18 protein-coding genes are annotated in these 19,207 nt (G+C 65.9%); 9 read left to right on the top strand and 9 right to left on the bottom strand.

The window, feature by feature from the left end; translation table 11 throughout:
• Positions 1-103 precede the first annotated feature (103 nt).
• The 3 genes from HL671_RS35605 to HL671_RS35595 all read right to left on the bottom strand — a co-directional run bounded on the left by HL671_RS35605 (position 104) and on the right by HL671_RS35595 (position 2,126).
• A complete protein-coding gene (locus HL671_RS35605) occupies positions 104-715 on the bottom strand; it encodes a hypothetical protein (RefSeq protein WP_172243391.1) in 612 nt (203 codons plus the stop codon).
• A gap of 114 nt (positions 716-829) precedes the next feature.
• A complete protein-coding gene (gene gpt / locus HL671_RS35600; protein WP_012045222.1) occupies positions 830-1,351 on the bottom strand; it encodes a xanthine phosphoribosyltransferase in 522 nt (173 codons plus the stop codon).
• Positions 1,352-1,388: 37 nt separating this feature from the next.
• A complete protein-coding gene (locus HL671_RS35595; protein ID WP_012045223.1) occupies positions 1,389-2,126 on the bottom strand; it encodes a competence/damage-inducible protein A in 738 nt (245 codons plus the stop codon).
• A gap of 227 nt (positions 2,127-2,353) precedes the next feature.
• Here HL671_RS35595 and HL671_RS35590 point away from each other — a divergent pair, with 227 nt between their 5' ends.
• From HL671_RS35590 to HL671_RS35570, 5 genes are all read left to right on the top strand, one after another.
• A complete protein-coding gene (locus HL671_RS35590; protein WP_012045224.1) occupies positions 2,354-3,772 on the top strand; it encodes a circularly permuted type 2 ATP-grasp protein in 1,419 nt (472 codons plus the stop codon).
• Positions 3,773-4,068: 296 nt separating this feature from the next.
• Positions 4,069-5,013, top strand: a complete 945-nt coding sequence (locus HL671_RS35585) for an alpha-E domain-containing protein (RefSeq protein ID WP_012045225.1) — start codon at positions 4,069-4,071, stop codon at positions 5,011-5,013.
• 189 nt (positions 5,014-5,202) lie between these two features.
• The gene (locus tag HL671_RS35580) at positions 5,203-6,051 is read left to right on the top strand and encodes a transglutaminase family protein (protein WP_172243388.1); all 849 of its coding nucleotides are present in this window, start codon (positions 5,203-5,205) and stop codon (positions 6,049-6,051) included.
• A gap of 197 nt (positions 6,052-6,248) precedes the next feature.
• Positions 6,249-7,007, top strand: a complete 759-nt coding sequence (locus tag HL671_RS35575) for a proteasome-type protease (protein ID WP_172243385.1) — start codon at positions 6,249-6,251, stop codon at positions 7,005-7,007.
• 51 nt (positions 7,008-7,058) lie between these two features.
• Positions 7,059-7,814, top strand: a complete 756-nt coding sequence (locus HL671_RS35570; protein WP_012045228.1) for an SDR family oxidoreductase — start codon at positions 7,059-7,061, stop codon at positions 7,812-7,814.
• Positions 7,815-7,932: 118 nt separating this feature from the next.
• Here the strand turns inward: HL671_RS35570 and HL671_RS35565 are convergent, their stop codons facing one another.
• The gene (locus HL671_RS35565) at positions 7,933-9,159 is read right to left on the bottom strand and encodes an MFS transporter (protein WP_172243382.1); all 1,227 of its coding nucleotides are present in this window, start codon (positions 9,157-9,159) and stop codon (positions 7,933-7,935) included.
• A 118-nt stretch (positions 9,160-9,277) separates the two neighbouring features.
• Between HL671_RS35565 and HL671_RS35560 the strand changes: the two genes are divergently transcribed.
• On the top strand, positions 9,278-10,528 hold the full coding sequence (locus tag HL671_RS35560) for a NupC/NupG family nucleoside CNT transporter (RefSeq protein ID WP_172243379.1): 1,251 nt from the start codon (positions 9,278-9,280) through the stop codon (positions 10,526-10,528).
• 190 nt (positions 10,529-10,718) lie between these two features.
• Here the strand turns inward: HL671_RS35560 and HL671_RS35555 are convergent, their stop codons facing one another.
• The 3 genes from HL671_RS35555 to HL671_RS35545 all read right to left on the bottom strand — a co-directional run bounded on the left by HL671_RS35555 (position 10,719) and on the right by HL671_RS35545 (position 14,016).
• Complete coding sequence (locus HL671_RS35555) at positions 10,719-12,779, bottom strand: acyltransferase family protein (protein ID WP_307769084.1); 2,061 nt, start codon at positions 12,777-12,779, stop codon at positions 10,719-10,721.
• Positions 12,780-12,947: 168 nt separating this feature from the next.
• A complete protein-coding gene (locus HL671_RS35550) occupies positions 12,948-13,523 on the bottom strand; it encodes a cupin domain-containing protein (RefSeq protein ID WP_172243376.1) in 576 nt (191 codons plus the stop codon).
• Between the two features lie 208 nt (positions 13,524-13,731).
• Positions 13,732-14,016 (bottom strand): usg protein, encoded by a 285-nt coding sequence (locus HL671_RS35545; protein ID WP_012045234.1) that lies wholly within the window; start codon positions 14,014-14,016, stop codon positions 13,732-13,734.
• 379 nt (positions 14,017-14,395) lie between these two features.
• Between HL671_RS35545 and groES the strand changes: the two genes are divergently transcribed.
• Both groES and groL read left to right on the top strand, forming a co-directional pair.
• Positions 14,396-14,710 carry a co-chaperone GroES gene (gene groES / locus HL671_RS35540; protein WP_008966485.1) on the top strand — a complete coding sequence of 105 codons (315 nt, stop codon included), beginning with the start codon at positions 14,396-14,398 and terminating at the stop codon, positions 14,708-14,710.
• A gap of 163 nt (positions 14,711-14,873) precedes the next feature.
• Complete coding sequence (gene groL / locus HL671_RS35535; RefSeq protein WP_012045235.1) at positions 14,874-16,514, top strand: chaperonin GroEL; 1,641 nt, start codon at positions 14,874-14,876, stop codon at positions 16,512-16,514.
• A gap of 286 nt (positions 16,515-16,800) precedes the next feature.
• Here the strand turns inward: groL and HL671_RS35530 are convergent, their stop codons facing one another.
• The gene (locus HL671_RS35530; RefSeq protein ID WP_172243412.1) at positions 16,801-17,640 is read right to left on the bottom strand and encodes a LysR family transcriptional regulator; all 840 of its coding nucleotides are present in this window, start codon (positions 17,638-17,640) and stop codon (positions 16,801-16,803) included.
• Positions 17,641-17,764: 124 nt separating this feature from the next.
• On the opposite strand from HL671_RS35530, the gene HL671_RS35525 reads away from it, so the two are divergent.
• A complete protein-coding gene (locus HL671_RS35525; RefSeq protein ID WP_172243373.1) occupies positions 17,765-18,361 on the top strand; it encodes a cysteine hydrolase family protein in 597 nt (198 codons plus the stop codon).
• A 191-nt stretch (positions 18,362-18,552) separates the two neighbouring features.
• Here HL671_RS35525 and HL671_RS35520 read toward each other — a convergent pair whose 3' ends face one another.
• Positions 18,553-19,134 (bottom strand): 2OG-Fe(II) oxygenase, encoded by a 582-nt coding sequence (locus HL671_RS35520; RefSeq protein ID WP_172243370.1) that lies wholly within the window; start codon positions 19,132-19,134, stop codon positions 18,553-18,555.
• Between the last annotated feature and the right edge of the window lie 73 nt (positions 19,135-19,207).

The raw sequence follows: 19,207 nt of genomic DNA, 5'->3' as shown, positions 1-19,207 counted from the left end.
CGCCAGCGACATGCGGGGTCTGATGCGCCATGTCGCAGAATCCGGATGTCGCTGCCGCCTTCGCCTTGCGGGCGCAGGCGTCCGCTGATTGGGGCCACGGGGCTTAAGCGCTCGGATGGAGCACCGGGCGATAGCCGGCTTGCAGCGCGCGAAGCGTCGACGGAGGGGTCAGCAGACACACTGCCGTCACGTCGTCGCGGGGGTCGCCGTAGCCGGCGAAGGACCATGGCCGGCTGCGGCCCGCAACGATCAGCAGACTCTCCTCGCCCGCCTGCACCATCGTGCCGTCAGGCAGATCGGCCACCGGCACCGTCAGCGGGTGCAGCCGCTTGCGGCCATGGTCGAGCCGCTCGCGATGCAGCACCCTGTCGATGTCGGCGGCGCGAACACCGCTGACAGCATTGCCCTGCTGCCACGCCGCACGAAACCGGTTGGCGTCATCGCGGCGGCAAAAGAAGCATGGCCGATGTCCGCCCGCCAGGGCCGTGGCCTCGTCGAGGAAGAACAGTTCGGTCCAGCTCTGCGTCGCCATCACCTCGCGGCGGCGGCCGCGGAAATCGCACAGGCAGACCAGCCATGCTTGGCTCGACCAGCGCTTCCGCAACAACGTCCTCGTCGCGGGATCATGGATGATGCCGCGATTGCCAGTGAACAGGCCGCGGTGCGGCGTGGCGACAATCTCGCCTGTCGGCGTGACACGGTTCTGCAGAGGCATCGGCTCCTCCGCCTGCGGCTGCGGAGCGGCAAATGGCGAGCAACCCATGATTCGGCCGCCCTCCCGCCCCCCTGTTCGCTACTCCCTACTCCCTACTCCCTATTCCCCCCCTCATCACGCCGCCCCGTCGCGCAGCGGCGGCGCGAAGGACAGCGCGGTGTCCCAGGGGAAAAAGATCCAGGTGTCCTGCGACACTTCGGTGATGAAGGTGTCGACCAGCGGCCGGCCCTTGGGCTTGGCGTAGACGGTGGCGAAATGGGCGTCAGGCAGCATTTCGCGCACCAGCTGAGCGGTCTTGCCGGTGTCGACGAGGTCGTCGACGATCAGGAGCCCCTTGCCGGTGCCGCTGCCGAGCTTGAGCGTATCCTCGGAGATGGCCTTGAGGATGTTCAGCTCGCCCTGGCGGGTGTGGTCGTAGCTGGCGATGCCGACCGTGTCGATCACGCGGATGCCGAGCTCTCGCGCGACGATCGCCGCCGGCACCAGCCCGCCGCGGGTGATGGCGATGATCGCGGCGAACGGACCGGCATCGTTCAGCCGCCAGGTCAGCGCCCGGCAATCGCGGTGGAACTGGTCCCAGGACACCGGGAAGGCCCGCCCCGCCCGCTCCTCTGCCGTCAACGTCTTGTCCGCCATCTCGTCTGGTCCGTCTGTTCTCGAAGCCGCCTTCTGCTTAGCGCGTCACGTTGAGCCCGGCGAGCATCTCCTTCACCGCCGCCATCGCCGCCGACAGCTTGTCCTGGTCGCGCGAGCGCACCACCAGATGCGTGTTCGGCTTCTGGTCCTCGTCGATGAACGGATAACTGCCGATGATGGTGTCGGGATGCGCCTTGGCGATCTCGCGCAAGGGGCCGCCGATGTCGCCCTCGCGCGCATTGGCGCGCACGGTCTCCGACAGCATGCGCACGCCCGATTTCAGCTTCGGCGCGACGATGTCCATCATCGCCTGCATGATGGAGGGCACGCCGGCCATGACGATGACATTGCCGAGCTTGAAGCCCGGCGCCAGGATGGTCGCGCTCTGGATCAGCTCGGCGCCGTCGGGAATGCGCGCCATGCGCAGCCGTGCCTCGTTGAGGTCCTGCTCGCTCCAGCGCTCGCGGAAGCGCGCCACGACCTCGGGATGATGGTCGATGCCGACGCCGAACGCCTTGGCGATCGCGTCCGCGGTGATGTCGTCATGGGTCGGGCCGATGCCGCCGGTGGTGAACACATAGGTGTAGCGGTGCCGCAGTGCGTCGAGGGCTGCAATGATCTCCGGCTCCTCGTCGGCGACGACCCGCACCTCCTTCAGGTCGATGCCGAGATTGGTCAGGTATTCGGCGATGAAGCCGATATTCTTGTCCTTGGTCCGGCCGGACAGGATTTCGTCGCCGATGACCAGCAACCCCGCGGTGACGATCTCGCTCATGGTTTCTCCTCGCATCTGACGTCTCTTTTGGCCCGCGCCGAAGCCAATGTCATCCGTAACGTCGCAGCTTATGCCGCGGATTTGAGCATCATGCAGCCGGTTTTTAAGGCAGACTTCCCGGCACCCCACGAAATGCCGCAGGAGAATGCATATCGCGCTGGCCCAGCCCTTGCTACCATCATGCAGAGTCATGCAGTGTATGACGAGGCTGGGACACACGGGCATCTATGGCAGTTGCGTTCGACGAAATGAACGAGCCGGGCGGCGACGTCCGTCAGGCCTATCAGGAGCTGTCGCGGTGGCTGAAGGAAACGCCACCGGAGGCGCTGGAATATCGCCGCCATGAAGCGGAGCTGTTGTTCCGCCGAATCGGCATCACCTTCGCCGTCTATGGCGAAGCGGAGGCGCAGGAGCGGCTGATCCCGTTCGACGTCATCCCGCGGATCCTCTCCGGCAAGGAATGGGCGCTGCTGGAGAAGGGGCTGAAGCAGCGCGTCAAGGCGCTGAACATGTTCCTGCGCGATATCTATCACGGCCGCGACATCCTGCGCGCCGATGTCGTGCCGGACGACCTGATCTTCCAGAACCCCGTGTTCCGTCCGGAGATGAACGGCCAGGACGTGCCACACGACGTCTATGTCCACATCGCCGGCATCGATATCGTCCGCGTCGACGCCAACGACTTCATCGTGCTCGAGGACAACGCGCGCACGCCCTCGGGCGTGTCCTACATGCTGGAAAACCGCGAGATCATGATGCGGCTGTTTCCGGACCTGTTCGCGCGCCACCGCGTCGCCCCGGTCGAGCGCTATCCGGACGAATTGTTGTCGGCGCTGCGCTCGGTGGCGCCGCTCAGCGCCTCGGCCGAGCCGACGGTCGCGCTGATGACGCCCGGCATCTATAATTCCGCCTATTACGAGCACTCGTTCCTGGCCGACAAGCTCGGCATCGAACTGGTCGAGGGCCGCGACCTCATCGTCAAGAACGAGGAGGTGTTCATGCGGACGACGGAGGGCCTGAAGCGGGTCGACGTGATCTATCGCCGCGTCGACGACGACTTCCTCGATCCTCTCACCTTCCGGCCGGATTCGGCGCTGGGCGTGCCCGGCCTGATGTCGGCCTATGCCGCCGGCAACGTCACGCTCGCCAATGCGGTGGGCACCGGCATCGCCGACGACAAGGCGATCTATTCCTACATGCCGGACATCGTGAAGTTCTACCTGGACGAGGAGCCGATCCTGAAGAACGTCCAGACCTGGCGCTGCCGCGAGCCGCAGGATTTGTCCTACGTGCTCGACCATCTCGGCGAGCTCGTCGTCAAGGAGGTGCACGGCTCCGGCGGCTACGGCATGCTGATCGGACCGGCCGCGACCAAGGCCACGATCGAGGCGTTCCGCGACAAGCTGAAGCGCGAGCCGGAGGGCTTCATCGCCCAGCCGACGCTCGCATTGTCCACCTGCCCGACCTGCGTCACCTCGGGACTTGCGCCGCGGCATGTCGATCTGCGTCCGTTCGTTTTGACCGGGCGCGACCGCACCACCATCGTGCCCGGCGGCCTGACCCGCGTGGCGCTGAAGGAGGGATCGCTGGTGGTGAATTCCAGCCAGGGCGGCGGCACCAAGGACACATGGGTGCTGGATGAGTGAGTGTCGGTTTGCGCGCGTGGAGCCGCCAGCTCGCTCTCACCTCTTCCGGCCCGCGGCGGAGAACACGCACCAGGGCCTCATGGTTCGAGACGCGCCGCAGGCGGCGCTGCTCACCATGAGGGCCTCGGATCCCGCTTCGCCTGCAGCCCTCGTCCGGAGGAGCACGCCGCAGGCGTGCGTCGCGAAGGACGGCCGCAGGCGCGTTCGTCGCAAACGCTCGACCACACGATTCCCCGGATCTGTGCCTGCCTTCCCCGTCGCCGGGGCAGCTTCACTCCGCACCTTGTAGATTGCCCATGCTCTCGCGCACCGCCGAAAACCTGTACTGGCTGGCCCGCTATGTCGAGCGCGCCGAGTATCTCGCCCGCACCATCGACGCCACCCTGCGCGTCACCGCCCTTCCCGCGGCCTATATCGGCAAGACCAATGAGTGGGAATCGGCGCTGATGACCGCCGGCGTCAATGTCAGCTTCTACGAGGTCTATGCCGAGGCCAACGAGCAGAACGTCATCGAATATCTGTCCTTCAACCAGTCCAACCCGTCCTCGATCAAGAACTGCATCGAGGCTGCGCGCCTCAATGCCCGCTCGGTGCGCACGGCGCTCACCTCCGAGATGTGGGACACCCTGAACGGCTCCTGGATCGAGCTTCAGGAGGTATGGAGCAAGGGCACCAAGACGCGCGAGGAGCTGGCGCGCTTCCTGCGCTTCGTGCAGGAGACCTCGCTGCGCTTCGACGGCTCGGCCTACCGCACCATGCTGCGCAACGACGCCTATTGGTTCTCGCGGCTCGGGCTGCATCTGGAGCGCGCCGACAACACCGCGCGCATTCTCGACGTGAAATATCACGTGCTGCTGCCCGAGGAGGAACATGTCGGCGGCCCGCTGGACTATTATCAATGGACCTCGATCCTGCGCTCGGTCTCGGCGCTCACCGCCTATCATTGGGTGTATCGCGAGACGCTGAAACCCTGGCTGATCGCGGACCTCCTGATCCTCAACGACACGCTGCCGCGCTCGCTCGCCAGTTGCTACGGCAACCTCGTGCGCAACCTCGACCAGATCGGCGTCGCTTATGGCCGCCAGGGGGCGGCGCAGCGCCATGCCCGCGGCGTCCGCAACCGGCTGGAGCATTCCAACATGGACGACATCTTCCAGCGCGGCGTCCACGAGTTCATCCAGGAGTTCATCGGCGACAATTCGCGGCTGGGGGAGATCATCACCAAGCAATATCTGATCTGAGCCGCTGTACGGCCGAGCCCTGGGCTCTGCCGCCAGAAAGACGAAAAGGCGTGCTGCCGAGCTGTGTCCGCAAGACCACGGCCCCGGGCTTGGCACCAATCCCTCCGCTTGAGGACCCTTCTCCCCCTTTCAGGGAGAGTTGAAACGAGCTACCGCGGACAGCACACTGACGAAAACCGGTCGACCGCCATGCGCCTGCGTATCTCCCATTCCACCACCTACCGCTATGAGCCGGCGGCGACTGGCGCCATCCAGATCATCCGCATGACGCCCGGCAGCCATGACGGCCAATATGTGGCGGAGTGGCAGATCGATGTGTCGACCGATTCCCGGCTCGATATGCACGAGGACGCGTTCGGCAACGTGACCCATGTGATCACCCATGGCGCGCTGCAGGACCTCACGATCACCGCCGAAGGCCTGGTCGAGACGCACGACACCGGCGGTGTGCTGAAAGGCGCGGATGAGCGGTTTCCGCCCGGCTTCTTCCTGCGAACCACCCCGCTGACGGCGGCCAATGCCGCCATGGCTGCCGTGGTGCGCGACCTGCGCGCGGAATCGGAGAGCGACGTGCTCGGCTTCCTGCACACCCTGATGACGCAGGTCTATGAGCACATGACCTTCGACGAAGACCCGACCCACAGCGGCACTTCGGCAGCCGAGGCTTTTGCCTTGAAGCGGGGTGTCTGCCAGGATTACGCCCACATCTTCATTGCCAGCGCACGCGCCGCGGGCATCCCGGCCCGCTTCGTGTCAGGCCACTTCCTGCGCTCCGATGGTGCAGTGCATCAGGAAGCTGGCCACGCCTGGGCCGAAGCCTATGTGCCGAATCTCGGCTGGGTGGGTTTCGACGCCGCGAACTGCATCTGCACCACCGACGCCCACGTTCGGGTGGCGATCGGGCTGGATTATCTCGGCGCGGCGCCGGTGCGCGGCACCCGTTACGGCGGCGGGACCGAGACGCTGACCGTGAAGGTGAAGGTCGAGCAGGTCGGCCGCGGCGGGCAGTCGCAATCGCAGTCGCAGCGGCAGTCCTGAAATCCGGGACGGCTCTCGGAGCCCGCATGAGCGAAGCGACATGCGGGTTCGCCAAGACAGCACGTCAGACCCCGGATATCGCTCCCGCCCGCGCCCTGCCGGGCGCCGGCTGCCGCTCATGCGGGCTACGGCATTGCAGGGTTGGACGTTCGACCGAATTTCGCTACTAATTCGCGCTCTGGCTCGGGGGACTGACGATGACCTATTGCTGCGGAATTCTGGTGCGTGACGGGCTCGTCATGATCGCGGACACCCGAACCAATGCCGGTCTCGACAATGTCTCGACCTTCCGCAAGCTGCACATCTTCTCCAATCCCGGCGAGCGCATCGTGGCGGTCGCCTGCGCCGGCAATCTCGCCATCAGCCAGTCCGTGCTATCGACCCTGACCGAAGGCATGGAAGACCCCGAAACCGGCGAGGTCGAGACGCTGATGAACGCGCCGACCATGTTCCAGGCCGCGCAGCGCATCGGCAAGGCGATCCGCATGGTGCACGCGACCGAAGGTCCGGCCCTGAAGGCCGAGGACATCTCCTTCGATGTCTCCTTCCTGTTCGGCGGCCAGATCAAGGGCTCGCGGATGCGGCTGTTCATGGTCTACACCGCCGGCAACTTCATCGAATGCACCACCGACACGCCGTATTTGCAGATCGGCGAGCACAAATACGGCAAGCCGGTGCTCGACCGCGCCATGCATTACGATGTCGAACTCTACGAGGCGCTGAAGACCGGCCTGATCTCGATGGATTCGACGATGCGCTCCAATCTCGGCGTCGGCCTGCCGATCGACGTGCTGGTGGTGCGCGCCGACGCCTGCGAGGCCGACCTCAACCATCGCATCGAGGCCGGTGAGCCCTATTTCCATGACCTCCGCTCGCGCTGGTCGGCGGCCCTGCGCGCTGCGCATAACAACATTCCGCGGCCGCCCTATAAGACTCAGAGCGAAGTGAAGCACTGACGCGGCACAACGCTCAAAACTGCAAAACGTGAAAACTGAAGGTGAGGAAACATGGCTGAAGCGGCAAAGAAGATCGCGCTGGTGACGGGCGCAGGCACGGGTGTCGGCCGCGCCGCATCGCTGGCGCTGATGAATTCCGGCTTCACCGTGGTGCTGGCCGGCCGCCGCAAGGAGATGCTGGAGGAGACCGCCAAGCTCGGCCCGGCTGGCATGAGCCTGCCCGTCTCCGCCGACATGATGGACCCCGCCTCGATCGCGGCGCTGTTCGACATGGTCAAGTCGACCTATGGCCGACTCGACGTTCTGTTCAACAATGCCGGCATGGGCGCGCCGCCGGTCCCGTTCGAGGATCTCACGATGGAGCAGTGGCAGTCGGTGGTCGCGACCAACCTCACCGCGCCGTTCCTGTGCACGCAGCACGCCTTCCGCATCATGAAGGACCAGTCGCCGCGTGGCGGTCGCATCATCAACAATGGTTCGATCTCGGCGCATGCGCCGCGGCCGTTCTCCTCGCCCTACACCTCGACCAAGCACGCCATCACCGGCCTGACAAAAGCGTCGAATCTCGACGGCCGTGCCTATGACATCGCGGTCGGCCAGATCGACATCGGCAATGCCGAGACACCGATGACCGAGCGCATGGTCGGCGGCGTGCTGCAGCCGGACGGCCGCATGATGCCGGAGCCGCGCATGGACGTGAAGGCCGTCGGCGATGCCGTCGCCTACATGGCCGGCCTGCCGCTCAGCGCCAACGTCCTGTTCATCACCGTGATGGCCACCAAGATGCCGTTCGTCGGACGGGGGTGACAGCTTTGTAGATGGGGTAACGGGCCGACCACCCCAGCGGCACGCGAACGGCGCTCACAAATAGCGCCGGAGTGAGCGTGCCGCTCGGGTGGTCGGCCCGTTACCCCATCTACGAGTGCTACTCCAGCCGCTCGACCTTGCGCAGCGTTGGAAACAGCTTCATCCACAACAGCGCGATCGCGATGGTGCCGAGGCCGCCGAGCACGGCGGCGGGCATGGCGCCGAACAGCGCGGCGGTGACGCCGCTCTCGAACTGGCCGAGCTGGTTGGAGGCGTTGATGAACAGGAAGTTCACCGCGCCGACCCGGCCACGCATCTCGTTCGGCGTGGCGAGCTGCACCAGCGAGAAGCGGATGACGACGCTGATCGTGTCGGCAGCGCCGAGAATGGCGAGTGCGAGGACCGACACCCACATCACATGCGACAGGGCGAACACGACCGTGGCGGCACCGAACACGATGACCGCCTGGAACATGCGCAGGCCGACACGCCGCCTGATCGTATAGCGCGCCAGCACAGCCGTCATCGCCAGCGCGCCGACCGCGGGCGCCGCGCGCAGCACGCCGAGGCCGAACGGCCCGGTGTCGAGCACGTCGCGCGCATAGATCGGCAGCAGCGCGCTGACGCCGCCGAGCAGCACCGCGAACAGGTCGAGCGAGATGGTGCCGAGGATCGCTGGATTGGCGCGGATGAAGCGGACGCCGGCGAACAGGTCATCCTTGCTGCCATCGAGGCGCTCGGCCGGCACGTCGTCCGGCACCTGCATCAGGCCGGTCAGCGCCATGCCGGCGAGCCAGAACAGCATCATGACGCCATAGGGCAGTCCGGGCGCGACCGCATAGGCGAAGCCGCCGATGGCAGGGCCGGCGATGGTCGCGAGCTGCGCTGCACCGCTCGACAGCGCGCTCGCCCGCTGCAACGTGCCTTCCGGCGCGATCAGCGGCAGCAGCGCCGCGGTCGCCGGGCTCTCGAATGCCCCGGCGGTGCCGAGCACGAAGGTGGCTGCGAACAGCTGGATTTCGCCGAGCTGGCCGGCGTAAGCGCCCCAGCACAAATAAAGCGCGGTGAGCGCCTCAGCGAGCTGGCAGAGCTGCACCACGCGCTTGCGCCGAAAACGATCGGCGGCGTTGCCGGCGACGAAAACCAGCAATGCCGTGGGCAGGAATTGGATCAGCCCGACCATGCCGAGATCGAAGGCCCGTCCCGTCAGGTCGTAGATCTGCCAGCCGATCGCCACCGCCGCGATCTGGCTCGCGAAGCGCGACAGGCTGCGGGACGACAGGAAGAACAGGAACGCGCTTTGCTTCAACAGATCGCGCGCGCCGATCGGGACGGTGGTCGACATGATGGGCCTGCGTGACGCAGGCCCAGATGCTTGTCAATCGCAAGTCCCGCATGGCGGCATGGCGTTGCGCGGAGCGGTTCCCTGCGCTCATAATTCACCAGGTGGTTTGGGGGATTTGATGCTTCAGCTGCAATCGGCGTTCGGAATCGTCGCGCTGCTCGCGATCGCCTGGGCGCTCGGCGAGAACCGTCGCGCGGTGTCGCTGAAGCAGGCCGCGCTGGGACTGATGGTGACGATCCTCACCGCAGTCGTCCTGCTGAAGGTGCCCGCGGTGGCCCGCGCCTTCGGCGCCATCAACGACGCCGTCGGTGCGATCTCGCAGGCCTCGCGCGCCGGCACCTCGTTCGTATTCGGCTATGTCGGCGGCGGCGCCCTGCCCTTCGATCTGAAGGCGCCCGGCGCCGACTTCGTGCTCGCCTTCCAGGCGCTGCCGATCGTGCTGGTCATGAGCGTGCTGACGACCCTGCTGTTCTATTGGCGGGTGCTGCCGCCGCTGGTGCGCGGCATGGCCTGGCTGCTGGAGCGCACGCTCGGCGTCGGCGGCGCCGTTGGCCTCTCCACGGCGGCCAACGTCTTTCTCGGCATGGTCGAGGCGCCGCTGTTCATCCGCCCTTATCTGGCGCAGATGACGCGCAGCGAATTGTTTCTGGTCATGACCGGCGGCATGGCTGGAATCGCCGGCACCGTGCTGGTGCTGTACGCGACGTTGCTGGCGCCGCTCATCCCGGACGCCGCCGCGCATTTCGTCATCGCCTCGGTGCTCGGCGCACCGGCGTCGATCCTGATCAGCCTGATCATGGTGCCGGAAACCTCGAAGCAGCTGACCGGTGGCGCGCTCGGCGATCCCGACATGCAGGCCTCCTCGACCATGGACGCCATCGTCAAGGGCACCGGCGCCGGGCTCGAGCTGCTGATGAACATCATCGCGCTGTTGCTGGTGCTGGTGGCGCTGGTGCATCTCGCCAATACCATCCTGTCGCTCTCGCCCGCGATCGGCGGCGCCGCCATCTCGCTGCAGCGGCTGCTCGGCCTGGTGATGGCGCCGGTGTGCTGGCTGATGGGCCTGCCATGGTCAGAGGCCGTCACCGCCGGCAGCCTGATGGGCACCAAGACGGTACTCAACGAGCTGATCGCCTATGTCGAGCTGTCCAAGCTCGACGCCGCGGCGCTCGATCCACGCGCACGGCTGATCATGCTCTATGCGATGTGCGGTTTCGCCAACTTCGCCAGCCTCGGCATCATGATCGGCGGCCTCGGCACCATGGCGCCGACGCGGCGCGACGAGATCAACGCGCTCGGCCTGAAATCGATCGTCTCAGGCACGCTGACGACATGCTTGATGGGGGCGATCGTGGGGGTGTTGACGTAGCAACGCACCTCTTCGCCCGCGATTGCAGGCGCAGCCGCGCGTGTATCGCGGCTGGAAGGGCCACGGCGGCCGCAAGTCAGAAGAGGCAACTGCAACAAACACGCCTGCTCCGGATCATCATGCTGTTCCACGGGACGCATCGTGATCTCTTCTCTTTGGCGCCAGCGCCACCGAGCTGTTCGCGTTCCAATCAATCGTCTCGGGTTCCGCTATCACCTGCCTGATCGGACCGCTCGCGGGCCTGCTCACGTGAACTGAAGTCGGTCGTATCAGGCAACAGGCGTGGCGCCACCGCAGCCATCACATGCTCCGAGCCCTCGGCCGTCAGATGCGCATGGTCGAAGGACAGCGGGACGTTGCTGGCCGTAAGCGGACAGCGCCGGTCCTCGCAGATGGCTGACAGGATCGACACGTAGGATAGTCCCTCTCGCGGCGGCAATGCCGCCTGCATCGCCGCGTCCAGCGCGAAGATGTCCGAGCGGACGAACGCCGCGGACTCAGGTGTCACGCCGCGCAGCGTGGCGCGCGCCAGCATCGATGGCAGCCGCGCCCGGAACTGCACGGAAGGACCGAACAGAACCACCGGAATGCCAGCTTCGCGCAGACGCCCGATGGTTCGCCGGAGGTCCCGCACCATACCCGCGAAGCGCGGCGGCCGGGCATTCTCGAGCCAATCCGCCGACATCACGACCAGGTCAGGTCGTGCCTGCGCGAAATATTCGCCCATCTGAACCGCGAACGCCCGGCACACGCCGACGCCCTGGGTCTCGGCGCTGAAGGTCGGCATGCAGGTGGGCTGGCTCGCCTGCATGATATGGACCGTCTTCGGATCAAGGTGAGCTCTGAGGCCGTGAAAATAATGCGCAGCGAAGCTGTCGCCCCACAGCAGTATGTTGGTCTTGCCCGAGACAGGACGCAGGCAGTCCTCGGCGACCCGCCCATCCGGCGTCGTGAAGCACGCGCCATAGCGATAGAGCGGCTTCATGTCGTAGCTGTTATAGGCATCGAAGCGCTGCGCGGCGCGGTCGGCCTTAGACACCGCACCACTGCCCAGCAGCCCCACGCCGCTGCCCGCCAGCAGCAGCAGGCTCGCCAGCGCGGCAAGGCTGAAGGCGGCGCGCGGCGTGGCTGCGAGCTGACGAGTCCGGAACGGCTGCTCGACATAGCGCCAGGACAGCGTGGCCACGGCCACCGTCAGCACGAACAGGCCCGCCCGCTCCCAGCCGTCGAGCGCGAGGCCGGGCTTGGCGAAGCGCGCGAACGCAAACAGCGGCCAGTGCCAGAGATACAGCGAGTAAGAGATGCGGCCGACGAACGCCGCCCATTTGAGCGGTGACATCCGGTGGCGCGGCACGTTGGCCACGCCAGTCCCACTCCACAGAAACAGCGCCGCGCCGAGACAGGGCGCGAGTGCGTTGAGGCCGGGAGAGCTTGGCCCGGGACGCAACGCCAGAATCGGGATCGCCATCAGGATGAGCGACAGCCCGCGCGCCGCGCGCTGCACCACGCCTGGCGGTGGCGCAGGAAGGCGCGACACGGCCAGCAGGCTGCCGAGCAGGAATTCCCACGCCCGCGGCGGGCTGAGAAAGAAAGCGCTCGCAAATGCGCCGTTACGCAACAAGAGCAAGCCGAGCGCAAACGACCCCGCGGCGAACAGCGCCAGGACCCCAGGCAGCACCAGCCTGCGCCGCTGCGCCAGCAGCCGCCCCCCCCAGACGACGACCGGAAGCACCAGATAGAACTGCTCCTCGACCGCGAGCGACCAGGTGTGCAGCAGCGGCTTCTCGACCGCCGCATGGTCGAAATAGCCGGACCGCAGCCAGAAGAAGACGTTCGAGGTGAAGGTGACGACGGCGGTGGCAGACTCGAAGAACTCGGCGCGTTCGGAGCTGAGCAGCTCGTGCGACGCCGGAATCGCAGCACATGCGACCATCACATAGAGGGCGGGCAGCAGCCGCCGTGCGCGGCGCTCGTAGAAGCGGGCGAACGAGAATTGGCCGCTTACGATCTCGGCCGAAATGATTCCCGTGATCAGATAGCCGGAGATGACGAAGAAGATGTCGACGCCGACGAAGCCGCCGAAGATCGCCGGCGCCTCGAAATGGAAGCCGACCACGGCGAGCACCGCGATCGCGCGCAGCCAGTCGATATCCTCACGGTGGCCCAGCCCCGTGCTGGCGCCCGCGACGCGGGCGGGGCCCGGCCGGCCGGCCGCCGAGCTGAAAATCGCAGCCTGACGAAATCTGGACACAAGCGGCGGCAACGGAATGGACATGCCCCGGGCAAGCCCACAGGCGAATGCGGCATGCGCACACATCTGCCCTGAGCCCATCCCGCCCGGTCGAGCGGGACGTCAACACACGTGCGATGCGACCGCCGTCCATCGCACGCGAATTGTTTCCATCCGTTTCTGTCGGCTTTACGTCGTAAGTTCGACCGTTTTGAAGTCGGCCGGCAGGATAACCTCCAGCAGCTCAACGTCGTCGGAATAATCGAGGATCATGTGCCGGATCTTCGGCGGCTGCGTCCAGCAGCTGCCCTCCTTCATCAGCGTCTCGCCAACGCCTTCAAGATAGCTCTTCACCCATCCCTTGAGCACGTAGACCATCTGGAAGTCGACGGCATGGGTGTGCAGCTTCGAGACCTCCTGCGGGTTGCACGGCGGCAGCATGCGGATGACATGCGCCCGCGCCAGGCCATGGGTGGCCGCCGCAATGCTGAGATCGCGGTAATGCGCATAGGCGCGCAGGCCGTCGGCCTTGAAGTCCGCCTCGTTGAGATGGCTGATCGCGACCTTCTGCTTCGGCCGCCGCGGTGCCGGCGCCGGCCGTCCCTGGCTGGCAAGCGCCTTGCGCGCCGACGACGCCGCCCGGCCCGGCTTCGCGAGCGTCTTGGCTGCGGCTTTTGCAGTCGGCTTGGTCTTTGCGGTCTTGCGCGGCGCGGCCTTCGCGGCGGCGCGTGATGCTGACTTGGTGGTCCGGCTCTTCTTGGCCATGGCGCTCCCCTGCGTTCCTCGCTCTGAGGCTATCACAGTTGGAAGAACTCCGCAGGGGCTCCGCAAGAGGTCGTCATTCCGGTGCGGCGCGCAGCGACGAGCCCGGAATCCATTCCTTCGCACGTGTTGCCGCGCGATGGATTCCGGGCTCGCGTTGCGCGCGCCCCGGAATAACAACGGCGGTTGTGGCGTCTGATCGGCTGTCAGCTCAATTCAGCCGGAACACGCCGTCGACGGCGCGCAGCTCGGCGGGCTTGATCAGCTTGGAATGCGCCACCGTGACCGAGTACAGCGGGCCCTCGATCTTCTCCTGCCAGAACGCCAGGAAATCCTGCAGCGCCGGAAATTTCGGAAACAGGTCGTAGTTCTGCCAGACATAGGTCTGCAACAGCGAGCGATGGTCCGGCATCCGATACAGGATCTGCGCGGTCGTCAGCCCGTAACCCAAGACCTGTTTCCGAAAGTCCTCGGAAACCTCAACCCTCGACACCATGCCAACCTCCGTTTCTGGAGCGCATGTCCGTGTGGCCAACCGGGATGGAGCCACCCGGCAAAGATGCGCTCACTGCTTCGAAATGTGACGCATGTTCTCAATCCATCTCAAGCTTAAATGTTTAACGGCATGTTGAAAAATGCTGCATTAGCAGCGACTTAGCCCGGGTGCTAATACGGGGTTTCACGATCTGTTCCGACCCTGTTAACGCTATCGGAACGCTTTGGCAGAGCGCGCAGTTGACTGCTAATTTTTCTGCTACACACCCTTGCCCGGCCCCCAACTCTCCCCTAAATCCAGCCGGCGTGCTGGCACTCGCCGGCAGCGACTGCCAAAATTCCAGAAACTGACAATCGCCTCAATAGCTTAGGAGGACTGTATGGCTTTCCGTCCGCTTCACGACCGCGTCGTGGTCAAGCGCATCGACGCCGAAGAGAAGACCGCTGGCGGCATCATCATCCCCGACTCGGCCAAGGAAAAGCCCTCGCAGGGCGAAGTGATCGCGGTGGGCCCGGGCGCCCGCGACGAGAGCGGCAAGCTGGTCCCGCTCGACGTCCAGGTCGGTGATCGCGTGCTGTTCGGCAAGTGGTCGGGCACCGAGGTCAAGATCGACGGCCAGGAGCTGCTCATCATGAAGGAAAGCGACATCATGGGCGTGCTCACCGACACCGCGTCGAAGAAGAAGGCCGCCTAAGCGCTGTTGCCCCTCATCCTGAGGAGCCGGCGCAGCCGGCGTCTCGAAGGATGAGGCCTCGACCACCTCCCCATCTCGTCCTTCGAGACGCCCGCCCAAGGTTCAATCGACCATGGCAGGCTCCTCAGGACGAGGAGCAAAGTTCAACCCAGGGAAACCCAATATGTCAGCGAAAGACGTAAAATTCGGCGTCGAAGCCCGCGACCGCATGCTGCGCGGCGTGGACATTCTCGCCAATGCCGTGAAGGTCACGCTCGGTCCGAAGGGCCGCAACGTCGTCCTCGACAAGTCGTTCGGCGCGCCGCGCATCACCAAGGACGGCGTCACCGTCGCCAAGGAGATCGAGCTCGACGACAAGTTCGAGAACATGGGCGCACAGATGGTGCGCGAGGTCGCCTCGAAGTCCGCTGACGCGGCCGGCGACGGCACCACCACCGCGACCGTGCTGGCCCAGGCCATCGTCCGCGAGGGCGCCAAGGCCGTTGCCGCCGGCATGAACCCGATGGATCTGAAGCGCGGCATCGACCTCGCGGTCGAGGCGGTCGTGGCCGACCTCGTCAAGAACTCGAAGAAGGTCACGTCGAACGACGAGATCGCTCAGGTCGGCACCATCTCCGCCAACGGCGACTCCGAGATCGGCAAGTTCCTCGCCGACGCCATGAAGAAGGTCGGCAATGAGGGCGTGATCACGGTCGAGGAAGCCAAGTCGCTCGAGACCGAGCTCGACGTCGTCGAGGGCATGCAGTTCGATCGCGGCTACATCTCGCCCTACTTCGTCACCAACGCCGACAAGATGCGCGTTGAGATGGACGACGCCTACATCCTCATCAACGAAAAGAAGCTGTCGTCGCTGAACGAACTGCTGCCGCTGCTCGAGGCCGTGGTGCAGACCGGCAAGCCGCTGGTGATCGTCGCTGAGGACGTCGAGGGCGAGGCTCTGGCCACGCTCGTCGTCAACCGCCTGCGTGGCGGCCTGAAGGTCGCGGCCGTCAAGGCCCCGGGCTTTGGCGATCGCCGCAAGGCCATGCTGCAGGACATCGCGATCCTGACCGGCGGCCAGGCGATCTCGGAAGACCTCGGCATCAAGCTCGAGAACGTCAACCTCTCGATGCTCGGCCGTGCCAAGAAGGTGATGATCGACAAGGAGAACACCACGATCGTCAACGGCGCCGGCAAGAAGGCCGACATCGAGGCGCGCGTGGCCCAGATCAAGGCGCAGATCGAGGAGACCACCTCGGACTACGACCGTGAGAAGCTGCAGGAGCGTCTGGCCAAGCTCGCCGGCGGCGTCGCGGTGATCCGCGTCGGCGGCGCGACCGAGGTCGAGGTCAAGGAGCGCAAGGATCGCGTGGATGACGCGATGCATGCGACCCGCGCGGCTGTCGAGGAAGGCATCCTGCCGGGCGGCGGCGTCGCCTTGCTCCGTGCTTCCGAGCAGCTCAAGGGCCTGCGCACCAAGAACGAGGACCAGAAGACCGGTGTCGAGATCGTCCGCAAGGCGCTCTCCGCTCCGGCCCGTCAGATCGCGATCAACGCGGGCGAGGACGGTTCGGTCATCGTCGGCAAGATCCTCGAGAAGGAGCAGTATGCGTACGGCTTCGACTCGCAGACCGGTGACTACGTGAACATGGTGTCCAAGGGCATCATCGACCCGACCAAGGTCGTGCGTACCGCGATCCAGAACGCCGCCTCCGTGGCGAGCCTCTTGATCACCACCGAGGCGATGGTCGCCGAGCTGCCGAAGAAGAACGCCGGCGGCCCCGCGATGCCTCCGGGCGGCGGAATGGGCGGCATGGACTTCTAAGGTCCGTTCCTCTCTGAGACAGGAAGGGCGCAGCGCAAGCTGCGCCCTTTTTCTTTGCCTGCCGAATCACCGAGATCATGCGCGGCACCCGCGATGTCACGCGGCCGATACCGCCATCCGGCCCGGCCGCTATTTCGGCGACGACCCGCGCTTCCGGATGAACCTGCAGACCGCCACGACCTCTCGAAGGCGGAGCAGACCCAGAACTACAAGAAGATCGTGCCACGCGACGCCGCCTGACACGCCGCGCACCGCGACCGACGTCGCCGTCGACCTTGAGCAGGCCTCAATCCCGCGCCTGATACGCTGCAAAACACTCGCGCAGCCAGCCAATCACGATCCGCGCCGCCGCGTCGCGCTTCAGATGGGTCTGCACCAGCAGCCAGACATCGCGCCGACGCGGCAGCTGTGTCACGCGCAATGATTGATCGGCGAGCAGATCGCGGCAGGCATGTTCAGGCAGCACGGCAGCGGCGTGGCCACTCCGCAGCAGCTCCGACATCACGCGGACATTGTCGGTGACGCAGCGGGCCGCAGCGAACAGCCCGCGCTGTTTCAGGACCTGCTGCTCCGGGATGCCGTCGAGATCGTCCGGATAGGCGCAGACGAAGCTCGGCGCGGCGCCGGCAGGCTCGATCAGAAAGAGCGCGATGGTGCCGAGCCGGGTGATGGTGAAATCGCCCTTCTCCGGCTTGCGAAGCCGGATCGCGAAATCCGCCTGCCAGCGCGAGAAGCTGACATTCTGGCTGGCGGTCAGAAGATGCAGCAGCAGACCGGGATGAGCCGCGAGCAGTGATGCCAGGCGCGGCGCCAGCACGTTCTCTGCAACCGCTGCGGTCGTGGCAATCCGGAACCGGCCGCTCGGTCCCGACTGATCCGCCGCACTCCGCGCGATCGCCGCGGCATGACCGGCCATCGCATCGACATGCGCCAGCACCGTTGTGCAGGCCGCGGTTGGGCGCCGTGCGCCATCCACGGCCTCGAACAGGCGCACGCCGAGCGCGGCCTCGATGCGTGACAGCCGTCGCCCGACCGTCGTCTCGTCGATGCGCAGCCGGCCGCCGGCGCCAGCATAACTGCCGGCGTCGCGCACCGCCGCGATGATGCGCAGATCGTCCCAGTTCATCCAGGAGCCGTAACACGCCTTGCGGCCTACCTGCAAATCCGCAGCCATCGGCTGCATGATCCTGCGTTGCTGCAGGCGCGCCCCGGCCTAGGATGCTGCCAACCGCTCCCCGGAGACGATATCCATGACCGCCCCCAAGACCCTGCTCGAGCTCGCCGGCGCCGACCTCAGCCTGCCGTCCCTCGCCGAGTCCTGCCTCGTGCTGATCGATATCCAGAACGAGTACCGCGACGGGCCGCTCGCCCTGCCCGGCGCCGAGCCCGCGATCGCCTGCGCGGCGCGGCTGCTGGCCCGCGCAAGGGCGGCCGGCGCGCAGGTGTTTCATATCGCGCATCAGGGCCGCGCGGGCGGCCTGTTCGACCGCACCGCCCCGCGCGGCGCGATCGTCGATGCGCTGGCGCCGCGCGCCGACGAGCCGGTCATCGAGAAGACGCTGCCGAATGCGTTTGCCGGCACTGATCTGTCGGCGCGGCTGTCCGCCTCGGGCCGCAAGAACCTGCTGCTCGCCGGTTTCATGACGCATATGTGCGTGTCGTCGACCGCGCGCGCCGCACTCGATCTCGGCTACCGCGTCACCATCGACGCCGACAGCTGCGCGACGCGGGATCTGCCCGACGGCCGCGGCGGCGTGCTTTCGGCCGCCCTGGTGCACGACGTCGCGCTGGCCGAGCTGTCCGACCGCTTCGCCATCATCGCCCGCGACAGCACGGCCCTGGCGTAGCGCTGCATTGGCATTGTCGAAGGAGCCTTGTTGACGCGGTCCGGCGTCTCGTTGCTTCCTCCAGGGCGCGTCGTCTTCATCGGCTCGGCCTGTTTACGCTTCAACCTATGCGGCCCATCCCATGGGCTGCCGCAGGCGGCGACCGCGTTCATGCGCCGTCCGCGGCTACTCATGTATCCGATGGCGTCTTCCTACTTTATCCGCCGATACATCACGTCGGTCCGCAGGACGTATTTGCGTCCCCGTGTGACCCGATCGCCACGATGCATGATGGGATGATGGAACAGCAGCGCCATCCCCTTCTCCGGTGTCACCCGCAGCGGACCATCCGGCATCAGGCCGGTGTCGTCGCAGAACGACGTCGCGCCGCCTTCGAAATCGTCGTTGAGATAGATCAGGAAGGTGAACTGGCTGCGCTCGCCATTGTCGCGCGCGAAATGACCGTCGCGGTGCCAGTCGAACTTCTGTCCGACATCGTAGCGATACAGCCGCAGCCGTTCGTTCAACCCGACCGGCTGCCAGCGGTGCTGGAAGGACGGTGCGAGGTGGCCGGCGAGCCGCTGATACAGCGCCTGCGTACGGTCGCGATCGTCGACCATGACCCGCTCGTTGTTGCGCACGTCCTTCGCCATGATCATGCCCATGGAGGTCGAGATCGGCGCGTCCTTGAAGCCGATGGCCTCGCCGCAGCTTACATAGTCGTCGCACTCTGCCGCCGAGAGGAAATTCGCAATCGTCTCGATGTTCTCGACGCGCCAAGTCAGCTCGGTCATGATCGTATCCTCTTCACAACACATCGTAGTTGCGTAGATGGGGTAACGGGCCGACCACCCGAGCGGCACGCTC

Source organism: Bradyrhizobium denitrificans (assembly GCF_013179005.1).
GTDB classification, from domain to species: domain Bacteria; phylum Pseudomonadota; class Alphaproteobacteria; order Rhizobiales; family Xanthobacteraceae; genus Bradyrhizobium; species Bradyrhizobium denitrificans.
This window is presented reverse-complemented; position numbering and strand designations above follow the sequence as displayed.